The sequence below is a fragment of the bacterium genome (assembly GCA_036524115.1).
Taxonomy (GTDB): domain Bacteria; phylum JAUVQV01; class JAUVQV01; order JAUVQV01; family DATDCY01; genus DATDCY01.
The window spans coordinates 1-6,108 of sequence record DATDCY010000280.1 but is presented as its reverse complement, the minus strand read 5'-3'; the positions used below and the strand labels follow the sequence as shown (position 1 = coordinate 6,108).

Below are 6,108 nucleotides of genomic sequence, written 5' to 3'. Positions count from 1 at the left end.
GGGTGCGCCAGATCGAGGAGACGGTGCGGGTCACCACCCAGAAGCTCGACGACCTGATGAACCAGATCGGGGAGATCCTCGCCGCGCGCTTCAAGCTCGAGGCGCGGCTCGCGGAGATCCGGGGCATCGAGGGCCGCGCCGAGGAGCTGCACCGGGCGTGGGTCGCGGCGCGGCGCGCGCAGGGCGGGGCGCCGGCCGGCGCGGCCGAGCTGACCGAGCTGATCGAGCGGCTCCTCGCCGAGAGCCGCCGCCTCTCCGCGCGCTTCGGCGACGACACGCTGCGCATGTCGCTGGCCTCCGGCGAGCTGCAGGAGTCGATCAACCGGGTGCGGATGCTGCCGGTCTCCTCGCTGTTCAACCTCTTCCCGCGGCTGCTGCGGGACATCGCGCTGCAGGAGGGCAAGGAGGCGGAGCTGGTCATCGCCGGCGGCGACGTGCAGCTGGACAAGAAGGTCATCGAGGAGCTCAAGGACCCGCTCACCCACCTGCTGCGCAACGCGCTGGACCACGGCATCGAGCGGCCCGAGGAGCGCGCCGCCGCCGGCAAGCCCCGCCTCGGGCGGGTGCGCCTCGGCGCGAGCCAGCGGGCGACCAGCGTCGTCATCGAGGTCGAGGACGACGGCGCCGGCATCGACCCCGCGCGGGTGCGCGCGCTGGCGCTGCGCCGCGGCTTCGCGAGCGAGGAGGCCCTGCGCGAGATGACCGACCCGCAGGTGCTGGGGCTGGTCTTCCGTCCCGGCTTCTCCACGAAGGGCATGATCACGGACCTCTCGGGACGCGGCGTGGGCCTCGACGTCGTGCTGACGAACATCGAGCGGCTCAAGGGCTCGATCACCATCACCTCCGAGCCCGGGAGGGGCGCGGTCTTCTCGATCCGGCTGCCGATCACCCTGGCCACCGCGCCGGCGCTCTTCGTGCGGGTCTCGGGGCAGGAATTCGCCATCCCGCTGGCGGCGGTCGAGACGCTCGACGAGGTCGACCTCGGGCGCGTGACGGCCGTCGAGTCGCGCGAGGCGATCCTCGTCGGCGGCGTGCCGACCGCGCTCGTGCGCCTGCACGACATCCTCGGGCTGCCCGGGCAGGCGAGCCTGCCGGCGGACGGGCGCGCGCCGGTGGTCGTGCTCGGCGCCACCGACGAGCGCGTCGCGTTCCTCGTCGACGAGCTGCTCGGCGAGCGGGAGATCGTGGTCAAGGGGCTCGCGCTGCCGCTGCGCCGGGTGCGCTGCTTCTCCGGCGCCACGGTGCTGGGCGACGGCGGCGTGGCGCTGATCCTCAACGTCTTCGACCTGGTGAAGGCCTCGCAGAAGTCCCGCGGGCTGTGGCTGGACGAGCGCCGGCGCGCAGCGGCCGCGGGCGGGAGGGTCCCGCGCATCCTGGTCGTGGACGACTCGGTGACCACCCGCCTGCTCGAGCAGGGGATCCTCGAGAGCAGCGGCTACGAGGTCACCGTCGCGGTCGACGGGGTCGACGCGCTCGCCAGGCTCGCCGAGCGGCCGGTCGACCTGGTGGTCTCGGACGTGGAGATGCCCCGGCTCAACGGGTTCGAGCTCACGCGCCGGCTGCGCGCCGAAGCCGCGCACCGCGAGCTGCCGGTGATCCTCGTGACCTCGCTCTCGACGGACGCCGACCGGCAGGCGGGCATCGAGGCCGGCGCGGACGCCTACATCGTCAAGGGCGCGTTCGACCAGGGCAACCTCCTGGCGACGATCAGGCAGCTGCTGTGAGCCCGGACGTGCGGGGTGCGGCCGGCGGGGGGGCGGCGCGGCGGCCGATCCGGGTCGTCGTGGCCGAGGACTCGCTCTTCGCGCGCGGCGTGCTCGTGAAGGTCCTCGAGACGGACCCGCAGATCAAGGTCGTCGGCATCGCCCGCAACGGCAAGGAGGCCCTCGAGCGCGTGCGGGAGCTGCGGCCGGACGTCGTGACCATGGACATCCGGATGCCGGTCATGGACGGTTTCGAGGCGACGCAGGCGATCATGGCGGAGACGCCGACGCCGATCCTCGTCATCAGCGCCTCGGTGAGCCAGGAGGACCTGAAGATCTCCTTCAACGCGATCCAGGCCGGTGCGCTGGACATCATCGAGAAGCCGCGCGGGAACCTGCAGTCCGGGTACGAGCGGCTCGGCGCCGAGATCGTGCGGCGCGTGCGCATGATCTCGGAGATCCGCGTCTTCCGCCACCTCTCCCCGCGGCTGCAGCGGCCGCTCGCCTGGACGCCGACGCCCGCGTCGGTCGCGCGGGGCGCGGAGCGGGCCGTGGCGATCGGCGCCTCCACGGGCGGCCCCTCGGCGCTGCTCTCGATCCTGCAGGCGGCGCCGGCGGGCTTTCCCGCGCCGGTGTTCATCACGCAGCACATCTCGGACGGCTTCGGCCGCGGGTGCGCCGAGTGGCTCGCGCGCAACTCGGCCCTGGAGGTCAAGGTCGCGGAGGACGGCGAGCGCGTGCGCGGCGGCGTCGTATACTTCTGCCCGGACCGCGGGGTGCTGCAGGTGCGCGGCCGGCGGGAGATCGCCGTGACGCCCCAGCCCGGAGGGGCGGGGCTCGCGACGATCGACACGATGTTCGCGTCGGTCGCGGAGAACTGGCGCGAGCGCGCGATCGGCGTGCTCCTGACCGGCATGGGCAGCGACGGTGTCGCGGGCCTGCGGCGGCTCAAGGAGCTGGGGGGCGCGAGCGTGGTCCAGGACGAGGCGACGAGCGTGGTCTGGGGCATGCCCCGGGCGGCGGCGGAGGCCGGGGTGGCGGACCAGGTGGTCGCGCTCGGGCAGATCCCGCGGGCGCTGCTGCGGCTGCTGGCCACGCCGGGAGAGTGAGGCGGCGGTGCGGATACTGATCGCCGAGGACAGCCAGACCCAGGCGGCCATGATGAAGCTCGGCCTCCAGCGCCGGGGCCACGAGGTCGCGCTCGCCCGGGACGGGATCGAAGCCGTCGTGAAGGTCTGGCAGGACCCGCCGGATCTCGTCGTCTCGGACGTGGTCATGCCGCGGCTCAACGGCTACCAGGTCTGCCGCCTGCTGCGCGACGACCCGGCGACCGCGCGCATCCCCGTGATCCTGCTCACGAGCCTCGACCAGCGGCAGGACCAGTTCTGGGGGCTCAAGTCCGGGGCCGACCGCTACATCACCAAGTCGGGCGAGACCGCGGCGCTCGTCGAGCAGATCCACGCCTTCATCTGCGCGCGCGCCGCCGCCGGTGCCGTCGCGCCGCCGCGGCGCGCCGTCCCCGGGGAAGCGGCGGGGGGAGCGTCCCCGCCGCCCGGCGGCGACACGGACGTGATGGAGCGGGTGATCCGGCTGCTGGACCGCAGCCTCTTCGAGTCGACGCTCGCCGCCGAGATCCAGGACCTCGTGAACAACCTCGACGACCTGCGCGAGACCGTGCTCGGCGTCCTGGGGATCCTCCAGCGGGTGGTCGACTTCCATGTCGGCGTGGTGCTGCTCGACGGCGACGAGGAGCGGCGCCTCTTCGTCCAGGTCGCCCGGCCGGTGGGCCGGCGCTTCGTCGACACGGTCTGCGAGCTGGCGCAGCGCGAGCTGCGGGAGGCGGCGCCGTGCGGCGCGCCGGAGATCGACGACCCGCAGGGCCTGCTCGGCCTGCCCGAGGACCAGCCCGGGCTGCCGGGCGCGGTCCTGCTCGCCGGGCTCTCGACGCGGGGGAGGCCGAGCGGCGCGCTGGCCGTCGCGGCCGCCGAGGCCGGGGCCTACTCCGAGCGGGCGGGGAAGACCTTCGAGTCGATCGTGCGCCAGGCGAACATCGTCATCGACTACGCGCGGCTCCACGAGCGCGCCGTGCGGCTCTCGATCACCGATGGGCTCACGAGGCTGCACAACCGCCGCTACTTCCAGGAGGCGCTGCGGCGCGAGTTCCAGCGCAGCGAGCGCCTCGGCTCGCCGCTCTCCCTGGCCATGCTCGACATCGACCACTTCAAGAGCTTCAACGACACGTACGGGCACCAGCTCGGCGACCTGGTCCTGCAGGAGCTCGCGCACGCGCTGCGGGCGCAGGTGCGCGGGCTCGACGTGCTGGCGCGGCATGGCGGCGAGGAGTTCGCCGTGGTGATGCCCGACACCGGTCCCGCCGCGGCGCAGCGCGTCGCCGAGCGGCTGCGGGCCGCGGTGGAGGCGCACCCGGTCGTCGGCCCCGAGGGGCCCCTGCGCGTGACCGTGAGCGTCGGCGTGGCCTCGGTCCCGCACCCGCAGATCGGCGCCCCCGAGGGGCTGGTGGCGGCGGCCGACCACGCGCTCTACCGCGCGAAGGAGCTCGGGCGCAACCGCGTGGTCGTGCGGGGTGAGTAGCGTGGGCGGGGACGAGCGGCGGCGCATCGGCGAACTGCTCCTGCAGGCCGGGGTCATCACGGAGGGCCAGCTCCAGGAGGCGCTCGCGCAGCAGCAGCGCTCGGGCGGGCGGCTGTGCTACAACCTCATCCGGCTGGGGCACCTCACGGCGGACGCGCTCGTCGGCTTCCTGCGCGACCAGTTCGGCGTGGCGGCGGTCAACCTCGAGCGCTACCGGGTGCCGGAGGAGGTGCTGCAGCTGCTGCCGGCGGGCTTCGCCCGCGAGCGGCGGATCGTGCCCCTGCACGTGCTGGGGCGGACGCTGACGGTGGCGCTCGTCGACCCCTCGCGGGCGGAGGACATCGCCGCGGTGCGCGAGATGACCGGCCTCGACCCCGAGCCGCTGATCTGCCCGGAGGCGGCGCTCGAGGCCGCGCTCCGGCGCTTCTACCCGGAGGGGGACCTGGGCGCCGGCGGGGGCCTCCTCGACCTGGGCGACGAGGCGGACGCGCGCAGGCTGCTGCTGCCGGACGCGCCGCCGGAGGGCTTCACGGCCGAGGAGTGGCTGCGGCGGTTCGTGCTCCAGGCCGTGCGGCGGCGCTGTCGCGAGATCCACCTCGAGGCGATCGAGCAGGGGCTGCGCGTGCGTTTCCGGGGCCGGGGCCTGCTGCAGGACGGCGAGACGGCGCCGCCGGCGCTGCGGCGTGCCATCACGGACCGCGCGACGGAGCTCGCGGGGTGCCGGCCGGCGGGCGCGGCGGCCGCCCCGGCCGAGGGGCGCCTGCGCATCCGGGTGCGCAACCGCCTGCTGGGCGCGACGCTGGCCTCCTTCCCGACACTCCACGGCGAGCGGGTCGTCCTCAAGATCGTCGACGAGGGCCTGGTCGCGCGCGAGTTCCAGGAGCTGGGCATGTCCAAGGAGGTCGCGGACGAGACCCAGCGCCTGCTCGCGCACCGCACCGGGGTCGTCCTGATCGCCGCCCCGCTGGGTCAGGGGAGGCACACGACCTTCTCGAGCCTGCTGTCGCACCTGGCAGCGGGCGGAGGACGCAACGTACTCACGCTGGAGAGCCCGGTGCGCTTCCCGATCCCCGGCGTCGCGCAATGCCAGATCGGGGGGCGCACAGCGCTGAGCTTCGCCGCGGGCCTGCAGGCGCTGCTGCACCAGGAGCCGGACGTCGTGGGCCTCGGCGACGTGCCCGACCGCGACACCCTGGAGATGGTGTTCAACGCGGCGCGCCGCTGCCTCGTGGTGGCGATCTGCGAGGCGCGCGACAACCTCCAGGCGCTCGCCTGGCTGCGGGAGGCGGGGGTCAGCCCGGCGACCCAGGGAATGCTGCTGCGCGGTCTGCTCTCGCAGCGGCTGCTGCCGAAGCTCTGCCCCGCCTGCCGCGAGCCGCTTGCGGAGCCGCCGCGGCTGCTCGAGGGGATCCGCGGGCACGACATCGGCGACCTGACCTTCTACGGCGCGGGCGGTTGCGCCGAGTGCGGGGGCACGGGGCGCGCGGGCCGCGTCGCGCTGTTCGAGCTGCTCGCGGTCCGCGAGGAGCTGCGCGAGCGCCTGCTGCGCGGCGAGCCGCTGCGGCTGATCGTCGAGGAGGCGCAGCGGCAGGGGATGTGGACGCTGCGCGAGGACGGGCTGCTCAAGGCCTCGCAGGGACTGGCCGACCTGCGCGAGGTGCTCGATGCCGTCGGCGGCGAGGAGGCCCCGCCGGCGTGAGAGGCCCGGCGCTGCTCGTTGCATCGGCCGTCGTCGTCGCGGGCTGCGCGGCGCCTCTCGCGCGCGCGCCCGGGACGCCCGTCGGCGGCGTCGTGCTGCAGGCGCCGGACGCGG

4 protein-coding genes are annotated in these 6,108 nt (G+C 74.8%); all 4 read left to right on the top strand.

Translation table 11 applies throughout. From position 1 onward, the window contains the following. Window positions 1-1,724, top strand: a 1,724-nt coding sequence (locus VI078_13520; protein HEY6000303.1) for a hybrid sensor histidine kinase/response regulator, incomplete at its 5' end; no start/stop codon positions are given. Beyond that, the gene (gene cheB, locus VI078_13515) at window positions 1,721-2,812 is read left to right on the top strand and encodes a chemotaxis-specific protein-glutamate methyltransferase CheB (GenBank protein ID HEY6000302.1); all 1,092 of its coding nucleotides are present in this window, start codon (window positions 1,721-1,723) and stop codon (window positions 2,810-2,812) included. The genes VI078_13520 and cheB, both read left to right, overlap by 4 nt. A 7-nt stretch (window positions 2,813-2,819) precedes the next feature. Continuing rightward, window positions 2,820-4,295, top strand: coding sequence for a diguanylate cyclase (locus VI078_13510; GenBank protein ID HEY6000301.1), 1,476 nt, complete (start codon window positions 2,820-2,822; stop codon window positions 4,293-4,295). A gap of 1 nt (window position 4,296) precedes the next feature. Beyond that, window positions 4,297-5,994, top strand: coding sequence for an ATPase, T2SS/T4P/T4SS family (locus tag VI078_13505; protein ID HEY6000300.1), 1,698 nt, complete (start codon window positions 4,297-4,299; stop codon window positions 5,992-5,994). Window positions 5,995-6,108 lie beyond the last annotated feature (114 nt).